This is a genomic window from Clostridium sp. JNZ X4-2 (assembly GCF_054889485.1).
This window is the reverse complement of the sequence record NZ_CM142685.1, coordinates 3,294,893-3,312,840: the sequence shown is the minus strand read 5'-3', so window position 1 is coordinate 3,312,840 and position 17,948 is coordinate 3,294,893. Positions and strand designations below refer to the sequence as shown.

The following is a 17,948-nucleotide window of genomic DNA, read 5'->3' as shown; positions in this document are numbered from 1 at the left end:
TAACGGAAATGTATAGGAGAGTTCTTATGAATAGATGTATAAAAACAGTATTGTTTTTGATATTGGTCTTAACTTCAATTTTTGTAGTTTCATGTAATGAACATCAGGACAATGAGGTCAGTAAAGAATCACTTCAGGGAAATATTGAAATTGTAACCGATGTAGAACATGGCCCCCAGATAAAACTTGCAGCAAGCAGATTTGAGGAAGTACATAAAAAGGTCAATGTGAATGTTATGGTAGTAAAGGATACAGATAATAACATCAAGTCCATACTGGATAATTCTCAGTATCCGGCGGATATAATAACATTGGATGATAGTTATGTAAAGCATATTTTATCTGTATATTCGGATGGAATTTTGAAAATAACAGATTCAGGAAACTTATATAAAAATACTTTACTAAATAATAAGATGAATAATGATATTATGAAAGGGTCGATTTATGCATTACCATGGGATACATGTCCCAAGGCTTTAATATACAGGAAAGATATATTTGCCAAGGAAAATATAGATGTGGATGATATAAAGACCTGGAGTGACTACGTAGAAGTGGGAAGAAAAATAAAGGAGGACACTGGAAAAGTGTTCATGGGAAACATTTCCGATGACAATAACGATATTTTTTTACTGCTTGCAAATGAATTGGGAACAAGTTATTTTAACGAAAGTGGGAAATTAAATTTTCAATCTGAAAAATGGTCCAGAATTATAGAAATGACTAAAATTCTTTATGGGGAGAATTTAATAGAAGATTTTAATTCTAAAAGTGAACTCATAAACAGATTAAAAGGGGATAAAATAGTGTCATTTGTGGGTGATCCAACTTATGCCAAAGCATTAATGAATGATTATCCAAAGGACAGTTATAAATGGGGAATAATAAAACTTCCTTCTTTTGAACCAGGGGGAAATAGGGACGTTTCCCTGGGAGGAATAAATTTAATTATAAATAAAAATACTAAACAAGTTAATCTGACCCAGGATTTTATAAATTTTGCACTTACAGATGATAAATTGCAAATGGATTTATTGAATGATTATGGCAGATTTCCGGTGAACATGGATATATATAATCTTGTGGATTTGAATAAACAAGTCCCGTATTTTGATAGTGAGGCATGGAATTTATTTGCTGGAGTGGAGCAGGGAAGTTTTAGTATAAATTATACTAAAGATTTTCCTAAGGTAAGAGGAAAAGTAAGGGAGATTTTAACTGAACCTATTGTAGAAAATCAAGATTTTAAAACTATATCGGGAAATTTAGAATTATCTTTGAAAAATGAGATTAAAAAATAGAAATTTCTAAATTTAAATTAATAAAACGTTTACGAAGTCTAAAAATTAGAGTATAATAAAATCATAGGGAATTAATCATAGGGATCTTTTAACATAAAGGCAGAACCTTTTAACTAAGTATGGGAGTAGTTAAAAGGTTCTGCTTTTATGGAATAATTAGATGTTCAAGATTTTATTGTAAGCGTTGATAGTGTTTTCCGAAGTTTTTTCCCAGGAAAATTTGGATGCCTGTTTTAAAGCTTTCAAGCTTAATTCCTCTCTTATACTTTCATCATTAAGTAGGGCCTCTATGGAGTACATAAGGCTTTTTATATCAAATGGGTTTATGAGAATGCCGCCATCCCCTACTACTTCTGGAATAGATGATACATCTGAAGTTATTACAGGAGTACCACAGCTCATAGCCTCCAGTGGAGGAAGACCAAATCCTTCATATAAGGATGGATATATGAAGGCATCACAGGCATTATAGAAAACAGGCAGCATTTTTTCTTCCACAAACCCTGTGAATTTAACATTTTCTTTTATATTTAAGTCTATACTTAAATTTTTTAGCATATCCAAATCATCTTTATTGGAACCTACTATAATTAAGTCATAATTTCTATCTAAATTTTTGTGAACTTTAGAAAAGGCAGTAATTAATGAGGATACATTTTTCCTAGGACTGAAACCTCCTATATAAAGAATAAATGGATTCTCTATATTATATTTAATTTTTACTGCATGTTTACATTTGTCCTTTTCCAGAGGTTTGTATTTGTCATCAGCTGCTAAAGGAGTTATAAATATTTTATTTTCATCTATGGGAAAAAATTTTAGGATATCTTTTTTTGAACAATTGGATACGGTTATTATCCCATCAGCTAAATTGATAATATTAGGCATCTCCCTTAAAAATTTTTCCAGGTATCCTTTTCCTACTGTTTCGGGAAGTACATAAGGTATTAAGTCGTGTATAGTGACAATTTTTTTACAGCTTATATTTTCAGATATGCCAATACCGTTTTGAGGAATATGATATATATCTACAGTTTCTTTTTTTAAATTTGCTGGAAAGTAATATTGTTCAAAAAATCTATGTTGTCTTTTAGAAGCCATTATTATTTTAGTATTATCCTGTCTGAAGTTTTTATAATTATTACCTGACCAGTATATATTATAAAAATTCTCCATGTGGTTTTTAATCATGAATTTTAATATTTTTTCTGTATAAGTTCCTATACCGGTACCTTTATACCAATTAATCCCCCTTGCATCAACGGCAATTTTCATTGTTCTCTACCTCCACACTCTAGTAACACTAAACTGATTGAAGCGTTCTAATATATATATTATTAACACTTATATAAAAAGGTGAACGTAACTTTTGAATCTAAAGTTAAATGGAGTTCTATCTATCACATACAGATATAGTTAGACATATACTACGTATATAATAATTTTTGGAGGAAGAAGCTTTTGGATATATTAGAAGTACGAAAATATGTTGAAGATGCCTATGATCTCCATATTGAATTTATAGAAAGAATAAAAAGCATATATAAGATTCACACAAAATATAGTGAATATTGTTTGAAAGTGATAAATTATGACTTCGGACATTTTCTATTTATAATTTCAGCTATAAAGCATCTCCAAAATAAAAGCTTTAAAAACATACCTAAAATAATTAAAACCAAGAATAAAAAGAATTTTATAAGAATGGGGGATTCCTATGCTTATTTGTGTAAATGGGTAAATTCCAGACAATGCAATTATGACAATCCTCTGGATATTTTAGTTGCTACTTCAAAATTAGCGGAGCTGCATAGAAAAAGTCACAATTTTCAACTTACTGATAGAATGAATCCAAGGATAGGATGGTTTAAGTGGATAGACAATTTTACAACCAGAAGAGATGAAATACTGGATTTTAAAAAAAGAATACTGGATAAGTCACATAAGGGAGAATTTGATATATCGTATTTAAAGGCTATGGAAAATGAAATTAATATTGCAGAAAGTTCTATAGAACATTTAAAAAACTCCGGTTATATGGACAGTATGAAAGAAGAAATAAAGGATGGTGGGTTTTGTCACCATGATTATGCAAACCATAATGTTCTAATAGATACTCAAGGTGAAGTGAATATTATAGATTTTGATTACTGCATCATGGATACCCATCTCCATGATCTGTCCAGTCTGCTCATAAGAAGAATGAAAAATGGAAAGTGGAGAATTGACAATGCAAATTTTATCATAGATGCCTACAGTGCAATAAACAGTGTAAGTCAGAAGGATATACCCATTATGGCTGCCTTTATGGAATTTCCGCAAAATTACTGGCAAATTGGGATACAGTACTATTGGGAAAAACAGCCATGGGGAGAGAATTTCTTTATAAAAAAATTAAATAAAATGCTTAAAGACAGTCAGAAAAAATTGGAGTTTATAGATGAGTTTAGAAATGAAAAATATAGTTGATTAAGAAAGGGGAATAAACCTATGTCACATAAAAAATCACACTCTCAAAAGACAGGAGAACTTGAAAGTACTGATTTAGGTTATTATGAAAATAAGGCAGAAAGTTTAAAAAAAACTGTTAAACAATTGGAGAAAATGAACAAGAGAAAAAAAGAAGTTATGAAACTTGAAAAAAAGAAAAAACGTATATTGAGGGAAATGAAAAAGGCTCACAAATAAAATTTGGACAAAAGTAAAATTACGAGGTGATTTAAGAGTGTACTGCCACAATATTGAGTCATATTTTGTAAGATACTTGGAATCAAAAGGGATATTTCTAGTAAAGGAATTTAAAGATAAGGTCAAATATAAAGATTTAACTATGAAGGAAATAAAAGATCAAATATTTGTAATAGGTGAATTTCATAGAAGAACTTTAGGGTATACCGGCGTTATGAATAAGCGATTGGATAATAGTATAGGCAGGACAGTAGAACAGTATAAGATTTACAATAGAAGGTTTAGAAAAGATTTGGATGTAATAGAAAATTTAAAAAGTAAAAGTGGCTTCCAGGAAAAAATAAGTGATGCAGGAAGAAAATATTTGATAAGATCAGAAAAGTGTATTGATAATTTATATAAAAACCATTATATAGAACTGATAGTTAGAAGCATGAACAGAATTGAAATGTGTCTTAGGGATACCAGTTTTGACAACTTGAGAAAAAACAGGAATATAGAGGTGATAAATGTAAAAGGATGTTGCTATAATATGGTGGAAATGGATGCAGTATATTTTTTGAACAGGTTAAAAAGAAAAGGTGTGAATATTGATTTTATTCGTACTGCTGTTGACTTTTGTAAGTGTGAATCTTTAAATGACAACAGCTTGCAATTTATATTATCTATGTTATCTTATCCCTGCGAATTTATGAAATGCTACAGCAGGTATAAATATCATACTAAAAACTGGAATGATGAAGAATATCTAAGTAAGTTAAATAAGGCTATTAATGAAGATGGAGATAGTCTGATTTAAATTATATCAGGTGATAAAGGAGGTCTTCAATTGGTAGATAGATATGGGGAAAAAAGATATTTAGCTAAATATGATCTATGCGTAGAGCTTTTTGATAGATTTGATTTGGAAGTAAATGATATTGTGCCTATAAGAAATGTATATATGGTTTCTACAAATAAAGGGGAAAAGATATTAAAGAAGGTAGAATATACTTTAGATGAACTAAAATTTATTTATGAAATTTTAACTTATGTAAGAAATAAGTTTCCCAGGGTAGTTAATTTCCTGAAGAATAAGAAAGGTGACATATATACAATTTGGAATGGTGATATGTATTGTATAATGGATATGGTTCAAGGGAAAGAATGTAATTTTAGTAATCCCGTAGATTTGGATATTGCATCTGAGGGATTGGGAGAATTTCATCTTGCTTCAGAAGGGTTCAAAAGCAGTATGAATAATAAATATAATAATGGAAGGCTTATTGATGTTTTTAAAAGAAGAGTTCAGGAAATGGAGTTTTTTAGAAGCATAGCAAACATACATGAGAAGAAGACGGAATTCGATGAAATATTTATAGCTAATTCAAGACATTATATAAAAGAGATAAAAAAGAGTGAAAGCTTGCTGGAAAAGTCCTGTTATTATAAACTTTGCAGTGAAGAGGACAAAATAGTGGTATGTCATCATGATTTAGCCTATCATAATATAATGATAAATGACAATAAAGCCTATTTTTTAGATTTTGATTATGCCATTATAGATCTTAAAGTACATGATTTATGTAATTTTATAAATAAGGTTATTAAAAATTTTGCCTTTGACATGGAGAAAACCAAATCAATAATAGAGGGATACTGTAATAAAAATACTTTAAGTGATAGGGAACTTGAAGTATTATATGCCATGCTGAATTTCCCCAATGATTTTTATACTATATCAAAAGATTATTATACTAAAAGAAAGGATTGGCAGGAGGAAGTGTTTTTGGATAGGTTAAAGAGAAAAACAAGATATAAAGAGGACAGAATGGAGTTTTTAGAAGAATTCAAGAATACAATCTTAAATAATTAGAATATGATGCCCTTGAAATAAGCAGTATATTTATTTCAAGGGCATGTGTATTTCAGGGATCATTTTTTACCTATAATTTTATTATATATGCTTATGGTATCACTAGCTGTCTTTCTCCAGCTTAATTTGGAAATCCTTTGAATGCCGGCAGATATAAGTCTCTTTTTAAGATTATCATCTGATAGTACATTTAGCATAGCTTCGCATAATTTATTCTGATCTTCAGGATCTATGAGAAGAGCCCCGTCACCAACAACTTCAGGAAGAGAAGTGGTATCTGAGGTTATTACAGGAATTCCACAGGCCATGGCTTCTATGGGAGGCAGACCAAATCCCTCATAGAAAGAGGGATATACAAATAATTTAGCGGCGTTGTATATGAATGGAAGGTGTTCCATGGAGATAAAACCAGGAAATATAACTTTGTCAGATATATTTAGTGTTTCAGTACGTTCACTGTACGTACTGTATGATTTCCCCTTTGTACCGGCTATTACAAGCTTTATGGGTTTTTTGTACAATGATATCAATCTATTGAAGCTTTCAATTAAACCCAATATATTTTTTCTGGGACTAAATCCCCCAACATAAAGTATATAATCACCGGTTATAGAATAGTATCTTTTAGCTATATATTTACTTATGTTTTTATCTAAAGGCTTATATATTTCTTCGCTGGCCAAATGAGTAACATATATTTTATCTTCAGGAAAATTAAAAGCTTTCATTATGTCCTTTTTGGAGAAATCCGACACAGTAATTATTCCATCACAGTTAGGTATTATTTCAGGAATATATTCCGAAAAAATTTTCAAATATCGGCTGCTTACAGTTTCAGGCATTTTATAGGGAATTACATCATGAAGAGTTATAACAAATTTACAATTTTTATCCGCGGGGAGTCCTACACCGTTTTGTGGTACATGGTATAATTCTATTTTGCTGCATTTTATTTTGTTGGGTATATTTATTTCCTCCCAGAAACTGGCTTTACTTTGAGGAGAAATAGTGTTTAAAGTAAAATTTTTTTTTAAACATATATCATTTTTAAAGCTTTTCGGCATGAAAAGCAAATAACTATTTATATTATCAATATTATTTAAACAGTTTATAAGCTGATAAGTATAAGTGCCTATACCGGTACCTCTGTACAATTTTGCGGCACGACCATCAATCCCTATTTTCATAGAATTATTCCTCTCTAAATTGGTATATTTTATTATATTAAAATCCAGTTAAAAATGTTAATATTCTTCTAAAATAACTTAGCTGTTCATATAGATATATAGGGGTGATTAACATGATGCGAGAATTTGAAATAGAAAGACAATTTGATGTAAAAATTGAAAATATGAGGCCAAACAGGGGAGTATATCTTTTGAAGACTAATAAAGGAATGAAGTGCTTAAAGAAGGTAAATTACGGAACCCAAAAACTTTTATTTGTTTATGGAGCTAAGGAACATTTAATAAATAATGGATTCCCATATGTAGATAAATATTGTGTTAATATAGATGGAAATCCTTATGCTCTTGTAAATGAAGATATTTATACCCTTTCAGAGTGGATTGACGGCAGGGAGTGTGATTTTAGAAATAAAGAGGATGTTATAAGTGCTTCTAAGTGTTTGGCAAATATGCACATAGCTTCTAAAGGATATGAGCCGCCTGAAAACAGTAAGCTTAAGACAGATCTGGGGAGATGGCATCATCTTATGGAAAAGCGTGTTAAAGCTCTGGATAAGATGAGGGATATGGGCAGAAAAAAAAGCAATAAGGAAAGTTTTGATTTGAATTATATGAAAGTTATTCAATTCTATAAGGATTTTGGAAGAAAGGCTATTGAAGTATTAAGGGATTCCAAATATGATGAATTATGTGATATAACAAAAGAGGAAAAAGGATTTTGTCATCATGATTTTACATATCACAATATAGTGATAGATAATGACAATAATGTAAATGTAATAGACTTTGATTATTGTAAAAGGGAGGTAAGAAGTTATGATATATCATCTTTTATGATTAAGGTCTTGAAAAGATCAGATTGGAATATAGAAAATGCTAAACTTATACTTGATTCTTATAATGAGGTAAGTCCGCTTAAGGAAGAAGAATATAGGGTTATATTTGCCTTTTTGCTATTTCCACAGCGATTTTGGAGACTGGCAAACAGATATTATTACAATGAAGTTAATTGGCAGTTGAATACCTTTAATAATAAGTTGGAGGAATTGATTTCTGAGCAGAAAAAATATATTGATTTTATTGAAGAATTTAAAAGTATTTATAACCAAAAATAGATTTAAATTAAAAAGTTCAGGCCTATGTGGATTATTAAATTAAATCCAGTATAGGTCTTATTTTTTGCACTTAAAAAAGAATAAAGTCATATATATATATCATGACTTTTTATATATGGGGATGTTGGATTATGAAAATAGGTGATATGGTAGTAAGAAAATCATATGATAGGGATATAACTTTTAAAATAATAGATATAAAGGAAGAAAGAGACGGCAATATTTATATTTTAAAGGGAATAAATTTAAGATTAATTGCAGATTCCACAGAAGAAGATTTGGAGAGTGTGGATGGGCAGTCTCTTACAAAAGACGAAAAGATATTTAGTAAACAGGTTAATAAATCAATTAGAAATATTTTAATTAGCAGGGGAGGTTTCAGGCATGAAGGGGGAGCTGTACAGGAATATAACATAATGAAGTTTGCATCTCATGATTCTAAAAATGAATTGGCCTTTGGAAGACCGGGAAAGATACTTCATGTAGATGGTGATCCAGAGTATTTGGATGTATGTCTTAAAGTATATAAGCAGCTTCTATTGGATGTAGTTGGTGCAAATATATCTGAAAAGGATCAGCCAGTAAAGGTAGTAGAATTGGTAAAAAAAATAAAACCGGACATAATCGTAATTACAGGGCATGACTCCATAGTAAAAGGTGCTACTGATTATATGAATTTAGATAACTATAAAAATTCCAGATACTTTGTTAAAACAGTATCTGAACTTAGAAATTATGAGTCCAACTATGATGATCTGGTAATATTTGCAGGAGCCTGTCAATCCTGTTATGAAAGAATTTTGGATTCAGGTGCTAATTATGCCAGTTCACCAAGCAGAGTACTTATACATTGCTTAGATCCTGTATTTTTATGTGAAAAAATAGCATATACCAATATAGAAAAGGTTGTATCTATTCAGGAAGCCATAAAAAATACCATAACCAGAACTAATGGAATCGGAGGATTGCAGACAAGGGGAAAGTACAGGGAGGGATTTCCAAAGTCGCCGTATGTATAAAAACTATAAAAGTTGTAAATATTAATGTATATATAAGTGACTTGAAGAAACAGTAATATATCTAGTATAAATAAAACCATGCCGGCTCTGTTCACAAAAAATTAATATTGACAAAATAAATTATTAACTATATACTAAGTAGTTTGGTTGACATAATTAACCTTATGATGTATAATATAAGAAGTAGAGAGAGGGTGTTTAGAGAATGGAAGGAATAAATGTATTAGCTTCTATAAGAAAAAATATTGAAAATCATGTAGGAGACAAGGTAACTTTAAAGGCAAATGGCGGAAGGAGAAAAGTCTTTGTAAATAAAGGAATAATAGAAAAGGCTTATCCCAGCATATTTGTAATTAGATTGGAAAGTGACACCCAAAGGAAAGTGACTTACAGCTATTCAGATGTCTTAACAAAGACAGTTCAATTAGTTTTTTCAGTATAAATAAATCTGACACTTAATTCTTTAAGTATCTATTAATTATCTTAAAAGTTCATTGATTCATTTTTATAAATATAATAATTTTAAATAGTATATCAAATAATAATTAAAATAATTATCATTTAATGTACTATTTTTTGTTGTAATTTATAGGGTAAGAAGAAAGATGGTAAGCTTCCATCTTTCAACTATGGTATAAAAGGGTATTGAGAATTTATGAGAGGTTATATGATTAACAACCAATTTAATATTACGTCAAAATTCTGCAAATGTCAATATTAATAGACATTATAAAAATTATCAAAAACATTGGCATATTTTTTATTTTTGATTTGTATAAATAAATAGTAGGTTTTATGGGGAGGTAATAAATATGAGCATAGATTTTGTTAAAGAAAATATAGAATGTGAACAGCTGATGGCTGAAAATTTTTCTGATACCGTAATAAAAGCAGAATATATAATACCGGATACTAATCCAGATGTTAACCATATTTTAATTCTCAATGCAAAGCCAAGCATAATTAATAAGGAAGTAATGCAGGATAAGGTGTTTGTAGAGGGAAAGGTGGAATACACCATACTTTATTTGGCCAAGGAAGATGAAAACATGGGCATTTATAGTGTGAGCTATACTGGTGAGTTTTCAAATTATGTTGAGATACCAGGGGCACAGCATATTATGCTTTGTGATGCTGACTGTTATGTGGAACATATGAATTGTGCAGTAGCCAATGAAAGAAAGGTATCCATTGAAGGGATTATAAAATTAAAGGCAGAAGTATATAAAAAATATGAATTTGAAGTTATTAAGGATGTAGAAAACTCTGGAGACATACAGATGTTAAAGAACCCTGATACCATAGATAAAATAGTGGGAACAGTATCAGGGGATTTAGTTGCAAAAACTGAAATTCAGATACCTGTAGATAAACCGCAGATAGGTAGTATATTGGAATGTAACGTAAATGTTCACAAAAAAAATGTAAAGGTATTGGAAGGGCAGATATCCATAGAGGCATATGTGCTTATAGGTGTGCTTTACAGGGGAAAAGATACAAGAAACATAGAATATATAGAGGAAGATGTTTATGTAAATAAGGAAGTTCCGTTAGATGGGGTAATTCCATCCATGGACAGCTATACTGATTTTTATGTGGAGGAAATGGAAAAAGGCATAAGGGAAGATGATCTAGGGGAAAGCAGAATAATTGAAATGGAAGTATTGATAAAATCCAATACTAAAGTAATGTACAAAGAGGATATGGATATAATAGAAGATGCTTATTCTCCTTCATCACTTATGCAGATGGACAAAAAGGATTATGAATTAAATGTAATGCATGGACAAAATACTGCTCAAAGTATGATTAAATCCAATATAGAATTAGGGGCAAACTCTAAACCTAAAGAAGTAATTATGTGTTATGGTGAAGTGTGTATAACAGATAAAAAAATAGTAGAAGATAAAGTTGTTGTGGAGGGAATTTTAAATGTCAAGGTTTTATACAGGAATTTGGAAGATGAAATAAATAAGGCCAGCGATGAGATACCTTTCAATTGCAGTATAGATGTACCTGAGGCCAAAATTGACATGCAGTGCATAGCAAAAGTGGCCTTGGAGAGCATAGAGGGAGATATAGAGATAGACACCATAGCTATAAAGGCGGTAGTAGAAGCCTATGCAAGAGTAAATTATATTACTCATAAAGAATTTTTGGTAAACATAGATTCTGCAGAAGGGGAATTCCCTGCTAAAAAGGCCAGCTTAACAATATATGTAATTCAACAGGGTGATACACTCTGGAAAATAGCCAAAAAATATTATACAACCATAGAAGATCTGGTAAAATTGAATAATATAGAAGATCCGGAAGTCATAAAGGTGGGAGAAAAGCTCATCATACCAGGAAGAGCCTTAATATAAGCAGAGAGCCCAAATCTTCGATTTGGTGCGAATCGCTTACTCATTCGACCAAAGAGAGAAGGAGTTTCTTAGATTAGAGCCCAAATCTTCGATTTGGTGCGAATCGCTTACTCATTCGAGCGAAGAGAGAAGGAGTTTCTTAAATTAGAGCCCAAATCTTCGATTTGGTGCGAATCGCTTACTCATTCGGGTGAAGAGAGAAGGAGTTTCTTAGATTAGAGACCAAATCTTCGATTTGGTGCGAATCGCTTACTCTTTGAATATTCATCCCATGGAAGCAGGAGCTTCAGATTAACTTCAGTAATAAACTGCTGAAGTTTTTGTTTTGCGCATAATAATCGAGAATATGGAAAAAATATAAGATATCCGCAGGAGAGGGTGTATGGTATTGAAAGAAAAATTAGAAAAAAATTTAATAATAATAGGAGGAGCGGAAGACAAAACCGGTGAAAAAAAAATATTGAAAGAAGTCTGCAGTAGGCTGAAAAAACAAGAGGATACACTTGTTATTGCAACTATTGCATCTGAAATGCCGGAGGAATTGGGAGATGAATATAAAGGGATATTTCAGGAATTGGGTATAAAAAATATAAAGATATTGACTATAAGGAACAGAAAGGATGCTTTTGATGTAAACAATATAGCCATTATAGAAAATAGCGCATTGATGTTTTTTACAGGAGGAGATCAGCTCAGAATAACAAGCCTTATAGGAGGTACTCCGCTGTATTCAAAAATTCAGGAAGTATACAAAAAAGGATGTACTTTTGTTGGAACCTCTGCAGGAGCTTCTGTTATGAGTGATACTATGATAATAACAGGTCCCGATGAGGAATCCCCTAAAAAGTGTACTTTAAAAATGGCACCAGGACTGGGACTTATAAAGGGTGTGATTATTGATCAACATTTTGCACAAAGGGGAAGAATAGGAAGAATTCTTGTGGGAATAGCAGAAAATCCACAGAGCCTGGGTATTGGAATAGATGAAGATACAGCCATTATGGTTAAAGACGGTGATGAATTTACAGTAATGGGTTCAGGAGCAGTTTATGTAATAGATGGCTCCAATATAGCCTACAGCAATGTATCAGAACAGTACCCTGAGGAAATACTGTCCATATTTAATGTGAGATTACATGTGCTTAAATATGGAGATAAGTTTAACTTAATAAATAAAATGCCTTATAACAATTGAAGAAGTTTGATTTGATAATTTATAAATAAAAAACAATTAAAAATCAAGAAAAGGGTCAAATAGATATAAGGGAGGAGTCGGAGAAAACCGTTAAATCAGTGAATAGCATTAGAATAGATGCTGATATACCGTTAGTTAAACGGGATTTTAAGCCCCTGGAGTATCAGGCCAAATGAAAGTAGCATATAGCAAAATCAGATACTATGAATGGGGAAGTAAACACAATGCATGCAGAATTGCGGTGTTTACGTAACGGGCAGTATACGCAAAAATGAAGATAGATGATTTTAGAGTTTTTGAAGGAAGAAATATATTTGCTCATAAAAAATGTATAAGAATGTCTGTGGATTTGGAAGGATACAGTGAGATCCCAACCAGGGAGATAGATGGATTTAATGAAAGGTTATTAAGAGCCATACCTGAATTAAACAAACATAGGTGTGGAATCGATGAAGAACAGGGGTTTAAAAAAAGGCTGGAAGAGGGAACTTACCTGGCTCATGTTTGTGAACATATTATACTTGCAATTCAAAATAACCTGGGGATTGATGTATGTTATGGAAAGGCAAGAGAAGTAGAAGGAGACAAATATTATGTAATATATGAATATTCATATAAAAATACAGCGCTGGAAGTTGGAAGGGTAGCCGTAAATTTAGTAAATTCTCTGATAAGGGGAGTAGATTATAAATTTAATGAGGATATGATAAAATTAAGGGAGATTTTAAACACAGAACAAATCGGCCCCAGCACATTATCCATAATAGCAGAAGCCAGGAAAAGAGGAATACCTGTAACTAGAATTGGAAGCAACAGTGTATTTCAATTGGGATACGGAAAATACAGTAAAATTATAGAGGCAACTATATCCTGCAATACACGGGCCACCGCTGTAGATATAGCCTGTGATAAGATATTGACTAAGGAAGTGCTGAAAAGTCAATGTTTGCCTGTAGCAGAAGGAGAAAGGGTGGATAACCTGGAGGAATTATCCATACTCGCTGAGGAAATAGGATATCCAGTAGTCTTAAAACCATGTTTTGGAAATCAGGGCAAAGGTGTATTCATGAATATAAAAAATCAGATAGAAGCAGTAAATGCTTATAAAATATTGTCGAAAAAATTCAGCAGTATAATACTGGAGAAAAATATAATTGGAAAAGATTTTAGAGTGTGTGTGGTAAATGGCAGGGTAGTAGCTGCAGCTGAAAGAATACCGCCTTATGTTGTAGGAGACGGAATAAAAACCATAGCCCAATTGATAGAAAATTTAAATATGGATAGTATGAGGGGAGAAGGACATGAAAAACCTTTAACTAAAATAAAGATAGATGATGAGTTAAAAGCTTGTGTACTTAAAAATAATTATAAATTGGATAGTGTTTTGCCTAAAGATAAAAAACTGGTTATAAGAGAAAATGGGAATTTATCTACGGGAGGAACGGCCATAGATTGTACTGATCTAATCTGTAAGGAAAATATAGATATCTGTGAAAGGGCGGCAGATGCAGTTGGATTGGACATCTGCGGAATAGATATATGCTGTATGGACATAGGTAAATCCATGTTTAAAACCGGAGGGGGCATAATAGAAGTAAATGCGGCACCGGGTATTAGAATGCACCAGTATCCCAATAAGGGCAAAAAAAGAAATGTAGCCGGAGCTATAGTGAATATGTTGTTTAACAAGTCTAAATCCATGCCCATAGTTTCGGTTACGGGAACAAATGGCAAGACCACTACAACCAGGCTTATCGCACATATATTGAGTAAATCCGGATATAGGGTCGGCATGACCGTTACAGGAGGAATATATATAGACAATAAGTGTATATGCAGGGGAGATACTACCGGATATTATAGTGCCAGAACCATATTAAGCAATAAGAATGTAGAAGCGGCAGTGCTGGAAACTGCAAGAGGTGGAATAATAAAAAAAGGTCTTGCTTATGATCTGGCAGATGTGGCGGTAATAACCAATATAACTGAAGATCATTTAGGTATGGATGGAATAAATACAATGGAGGATCTGGCTTATGTGAAGTCACTGGTTGGAGAAGCCGTAAGGGAAAAAGGATATGTAGTTTTAAATGCGGATGATTCAGTAAGCCAAACCATAGTCAATAGAATGAAAGGTTCTATAATTATGTTCTCAAAAGATAAAGAAAATACAGCTCTCAGAAAAAACATAAACAGGGGCGGATATGGAATATATATTAATGATCACATTATGTATTTTGAAAGGCAAGGTGCAATAGTCCCCATAATAAAGATAAAGGATATAAGGATATCTTTAGAGGGAAAGCTGACCTATAACATAGAAAATGCCATGGCTGCCTGTGGGGCTGCAATTGGGCTTAATATAGCTTATTCCGCTATAAAAGACGGGCTGAAAAGTTTTTATGGTGATGCGTCTTTTAATCCTGGACGATTCAATATTTACAATTTAAATGGAATAAATGTTGTTTTGGATTATGGTCACAATATAGAAGGATATAAAGCGGTTATAAAGGGTGTTAAAAAATTAAAATATAAAAGATTGGTGGGAATCATCGGTGTCCCCGGAGATAGAACTGACAATAGTGTTGAAAAGATAGGTGAAATTTCAGGAAACAGTTTTGATTATATCTATATAAAAGAAGATAAGGATAGAAGGGGCAGAAAACCTGGAGAAATAGCATCAATTCTTAAAAGTGGTATAATGAAAACTAATTTTGATATAAAAAAAGTAGAAACTATATTTGATGAAGAAACTGCACTGGAGAGAGCAATAAATAATGGAAAGCAGGGAGACTTGATAATAATATTTTTTGAGGAAATGAGTCCCCTGGTAAAATTGATAAATAAAAAATTAAAGGATGAAAACAGAAGAGTGGGGCATGTAGCCATGGTATAAAGCGATTCTTGGGTCAGAGGGAATCTGCTTATAAAAATGTCCTTCTATACCTGAACCTTATTAACAGTATTCTTAGTGTCTTTAGCGATTAGAATACGTTATCCTTTAGGGGAGAAGATTATGCAGGACGGAGCAGTGTCTATCCTGCCAATGATAGCCTTGAAATAAAAATGAAGCTATACTTTAAATAGGTAAAATCGTCAATTGGGAAATTTTAAAAGTATAGCTTTAATTTTAAAATAGTATTATACTGTTTTAGAATTAATAATTAAACAATTTTGGAGGTAGTAACAATTAAAATGCTGGTAAAAGCTTATGCCAAAATAAATCTTTCTTTGGATGTAATGGGGAAAAGAGAAGATGGATACCATCTTTTAAAAATGATAATGCAAACTATAGATTTATATGATGTTTTAAAAATATGTAAAATTAAAAATGGAATACACATAGACTGTAATAAAAAATATTTACCTTGTGATAATAGAAATCTAGCTTATAAAGCAGCAGAGCTATTTATGCGTAAGTACAATATAAAAGATGGAATTAGCATAAATATATTTAAGAATATACCTGCATCAGCAGGACTTGCAGGAGGAAGTGCAGATGCTGCAGCAGTATTGAAAGCTATGAGAGATATGTATGTCCCTGAGGTACATAATAGTGAATTGATTAAAATAGGACTGAATATAGGTTCAGATGTTCCTTATTGTATAATAGGGGGTACTGCTCTATGTGAGGGCATAGGGGAAATAGTAACTCCGCTTACTCCATTTAGAAATCATATATTGATATTGGTTAAACCATTTTTCGGAGTTAGTACTAAAGAGGTATATAAAAATTTGGATATAAATAAGGTGGTAAGACATCCTAATACTAGGTTGTTAATAGATGCTATCCGCAGGAATAAGCTGTTAGTGTTAAGTAAAAACATGAAAAATGTTCTTGAAAATGTGACATTGAGGAAACACTCTATATTGAGGGAAGTAAAAAGAGAATTAATTGACTTTGGAGCTTTGGGAGCACTGATGAGTGGAAGTGGTCCAAGCATATTTGCCTTTTTTGATGATATGTTAAAAGCACAAATATGTTATGATAAGATGAAAATTAAATATAAAGAGACTTTTATAACCAGAACTATATGAAATAAAAAAAGGCTGTCCAATGGTATGCTCCCTTAATAAGTATGCATATTTTAAATTCTAATTAATATTCGGCATTACTGGGAATTTCATTAATGAAATTCCCAGTAATGCTTTTATTTTATTAGTGAAATAAATGTTAATTTAATTGGACTAGTTTTATTAGGAACTTTGGCGCAGAACCTCTAATTACATAATCTCAATGGATAATAATGTTCTAATAAGTATTTTTGGCATAGAGTTTGCTTTTATCATTATTGCAGACAGCATTATAAATTTTTTAATTGGAGGTATTAAGATGTTAAAAGGTATATTTACGCCGATGATTACTATTCTTGATAGAGAAAGGAGGATTGATTTTGAAGGCAATAAGAAAATGATTGAAGGTTTGATAGATGATGGGGTAAACGGAATCTTATTTATGGGCAGTATAGGAGAATTCTTTGCAATGAATATGGAAGAAAAAAAAGAATTTATCAAATTTGTAGTAAAAACTGTGGATAAACGAATTCCTGTATTAATAGGAACTGGGGGAACTGTAGTTGATGATGTTATTGAACTGACAAAATTTGCTGAAGATGAAGGTGCCGATGCGGCGGTTATAGTTTCTCCATATTATTTTAAATTGAATGATAATGATATATACAATTATTACAGTGATATTGCCAACAATACAAAGTTGCCTATTCTCATATATAATTTTCCAGAAAGGACGTCTGTAAATATAAATCCTGAAGTTGTTTTGAAATTGGCTAAAGAATTCAAAAATATAATAGGCATAAAGGATACAGTAGATGGAATGAGCCATACAAGAGAATTAATCAATTTAGTAAAGCATGAAATATCAGATTTTGCAGTATTTTCAGGATTTGAAGAATATTTAATACCAAACTTGATGTCAGGAGGTAATGGACTTATAGGAGGACTTACTAATGTTTTCCCTAAATTATTTGTTGATGCCTATAAGGCATTTATTGTAAACGACCTTCAGAGTGTAAGCAAATTTCAAAAAGAAGTTAATCGCCTAATGTCCGTATATTCAGTAGCACCATATTTTATTACAACTATAAAGACAATTAAGGCATTGCAGGGTCTTGATATAGTACCAATGCCTAAAAAACCATATAATTTGCTTGATGATGCCAGTATAGAAGAAATCAAAAAATTATTAGGAGGTGAGTAAA

15 protein-coding genes are annotated in these 17,948 nt (G+C 31.6%); 13 read left to right on the top strand and 2 right to left on the bottom strand.

Annotated elements, in window-relative coordinates:
* Positions 1 to 26 precede the first annotated feature (26 nt).
* Entirely contained in the window at positions 27 to 1,304 is a 1,278-nt protein-coding gene (locus tag ACYUJ6_RS15940) for an ABC transporter substrate-binding protein (RefSeq protein WP_461843678.1), read from the top strand.
* Between the two features lie 156 nt (positions 1,305 to 1,460).
* Here ACYUJ6_RS15940 and ACYUJ6_RS15935 read toward each other — a convergent pair whose 3' ends face one another.
* Positions 1,461 to 2,579, bottom strand: coding sequence for a glycosyltransferase family 4 protein (locus ACYUJ6_RS15935; RefSeq protein WP_461843677.1), 1,119 nt, complete (start codon positions 2,577 to 2,579; stop codon positions 1,461 to 1,463).
* Between the two features lie 186 nt (positions 2,580 to 2,765).
* On the opposite strand from ACYUJ6_RS15935, the gene ACYUJ6_RS15930 reads away from it, so the two are divergent.
* The 4 genes from ACYUJ6_RS15930 to ACYUJ6_RS15915 are packed head-to-tail and all read left to right on the top strand — an operon-like array spanning position 2,766 to position 5,847.
* The gene (locus ACYUJ6_RS15930; protein WP_461843676.1) at positions 2,766 to 3,773 is read left to right on the top strand and encodes a CotS family spore coat protein; all 1,008 of its coding nucleotides are present in this window, start codon (positions 2,766 to 2,768) and stop codon (positions 3,771 to 3,773) included.
* Positions 3,774 to 3,794: 21 nt separating this feature from the next.
* Positions 3,795 to 3,992, top strand: a complete 198-nt coding sequence (locus ACYUJ6_RS15925; RefSeq protein ID WP_461843675.1) for a hypothetical protein — start codon at positions 3,795 to 3,797, stop codon at positions 3,990 to 3,992.
* Between the two features lie 37 nt (positions 3,993 to 4,029).
* Positions 4,030 to 4,791 (top strand): spore coat protein, encoded by a 762-nt coding sequence (locus tag ACYUJ6_RS15920; protein WP_461843674.1) that lies wholly within the window; start codon positions 4,030 to 4,032, stop codon positions 4,789 to 4,791.
* A 30-nt stretch (positions 4,792 to 4,821) separates the two neighbouring features.
* Positions 4,822 to 5,847 (top strand): CotS family spore coat protein, encoded by a 1,026-nt coding sequence (locus tag ACYUJ6_RS15915; RefSeq protein WP_461843673.1) that lies wholly within the window; start codon positions 4,822 to 4,824, stop codon positions 5,845 to 5,847.
* 59 nt (positions 5,848 to 5,906) lie between these two features.
* Here the strand turns inward: ACYUJ6_RS15915 and ACYUJ6_RS15910 are convergent, their stop codons facing one another.
* Positions 5,907 to 7,034, bottom strand: coding sequence for a glycosyltransferase family 4 protein (locus tag ACYUJ6_RS15910; protein ID WP_461843672.1), 1,128 nt, complete (start codon positions 7,032 to 7,034; stop codon positions 5,907 to 5,909).
* 113 nt (positions 7,035 to 7,147) lie between these two features.
* Here ACYUJ6_RS15910 and ACYUJ6_RS15905 point away from each other — a divergent pair, with 113 nt between their 5' ends.
* The 8 genes from ACYUJ6_RS15905 to ACYUJ6_RS15870 all read left to right on the top strand — a co-directional run bounded on the left by ACYUJ6_RS15905 (position 7,148) and on the right by ACYUJ6_RS15870 (position 17,947).
* Positions 7,148 to 8,149: a CotS family spore coat protein gene (locus ACYUJ6_RS15905; protein ID WP_461843671.1), complete on the top strand. Its 1,002-nt coding sequence runs from the start codon at positions 7,148 to 7,150 to the stop codon at positions 8,147 to 8,149.
* Positions 8,150 to 8,280: 131 nt separating this feature from the next.
* On the top strand, positions 8,281 to 9,168 hold the full coding sequence (gene yabG, locus ACYUJ6_RS15900) for a sporulation peptidase YabG (RefSeq protein WP_461843670.1): 888 nt from the start codon (positions 8,281 to 8,283) through the stop codon (positions 9,166 to 9,168).
* 205 nt (positions 9,169 to 9,373) lie between these two features.
* A complete protein-coding gene (locus ACYUJ6_RS15895; RefSeq protein ID WP_106010073.1) occupies positions 9,374 to 9,610 on the top strand; it encodes a Veg family protein in 237 nt (78 codons plus the stop codon).
* A gap of 370 nt (positions 9,611 to 9,980) precedes the next feature.
* On the top strand, positions 9,981 to 11,534 hold the full coding sequence (locus tag ACYUJ6_RS15890) for a DUF3794 and LysM peptidoglycan-binding domain-containing protein (protein WP_461843669.1): 1,554 nt from the start codon (positions 9,981 to 9,983) through the stop codon (positions 11,532 to 11,534).
* 388 nt (positions 11,535 to 11,922) lie between these two features.
* The gene (locus tag ACYUJ6_RS15885; RefSeq protein WP_461845527.1) at positions 11,923 to 12,729 is read left to right on the top strand and encodes a cyanophycinase; all 807 of its coding nucleotides are present in this window, start codon (positions 11,923 to 11,925) and stop codon (positions 12,727 to 12,729) included.
* A 271-nt stretch (positions 12,730 to 13,000) separates the two neighbouring features.
* Entirely contained in the window at positions 13,001 to 15,625 is a 2,625-nt protein-coding gene (gene cphA / locus ACYUJ6_RS15880; protein ID WP_461843668.1) for a cyanophycin synthetase, read from the top strand.
* 299 nt (positions 15,626 to 15,924) lie between these two features.
* On the top strand, positions 15,925 to 16,767 hold the full coding sequence (ispE, locus tag ACYUJ6_RS15875) for a 4-(cytidine 5'-diphospho)-2-C-methyl-D-erythritol kinase (RefSeq protein ID WP_461843667.1): 843 nt from the start codon (positions 15,925 to 15,927) through the stop codon (positions 16,765 to 16,767).
* Positions 16,768 to 17,062: 295 nt separating this feature from the next.
* On the top strand, positions 17,063 to 17,947 hold the full coding sequence (locus ACYUJ6_RS15870) for a dihydrodipicolinate synthase family protein (RefSeq protein WP_461843666.1): 885 nt from the start codon (positions 17,063 to 17,065) through the stop codon (positions 17,945 to 17,947).
* Position 17,948: the final 1 nt, after the last annotated feature.